1 protein-coding gene is annotated in these 543 nt (G+C 71.3%); it reads right to left on the bottom strand.

The features are described from left to right. Positions 1-19: 19 nt before the first annotated feature. Positions 20-543, bottom strand: a 524-nt coding sequence (locus RND61_RS32510) for an IS5 family transposase (RefSeq protein ID WP_315881762.1), incomplete at its 5' end; no start/stop codon positions are given.

The raw sequence follows: 543 nt of genomic DNA, 5'->3' as shown, positions 1-543 counted from the left end.
CTAGGTTCTGTCCGGCGGATCACTGTCGGAGCCAGAGTCGGATCGCTGCGGTGGTGACGGTGCCGTGGAAGACGTAGGCCCGCTTGTCGTAGCGGGTGGCGACCGCGCGGGAGTTCTTGAGCCGGTTGATGGTCCGCTCGACCTCGTTGCGGCGCCGGTAGCGGTCGCGGTCGAAGCCGGCGGGCCTGCCGCCTTGTCTGCCTCTGCGTTGCCGGTTGGCTCGTTGGTCCCTCGGTTCGGGGATGGTGTGCCGGATGTGGCGTCTTCGCAGGTAGCGGCGGTTTCGGCGGGAGCTGTATGCCTTGTCCCCGCTGACGTGGTCCGGCCGGGTCCGGGGTCGTCCGCCCAGCGGCCGGGGGACCCGGATCCGGTCCAAGACCTCGACCATCTGCGGGGCGTCGCCCCACTGGCCCGGGGTGAGCACGAGGGCCATGGGGCGGCAGCCGCCTTCGCCGGCGAGGTGGATCTTGCAGGTCAGGCCGCCCCGGGACCGTCCGAGTCCCTCGTCGGGGCGGTGGTGCCGGGGCGTCGTGCTTTTTTCGG

The sequence above is a fragment of the Streptomyces tamarix genome (assembly GCF_032423885.1).
GTDB lineage: Bacteria > Actinomycetota > Actinomycetes > Streptomycetales > Streptomycetaceae > Streptomyces > Streptomyces tamarix.
This window is presented reverse-complemented; position numbering and strand designations above follow the sequence as displayed.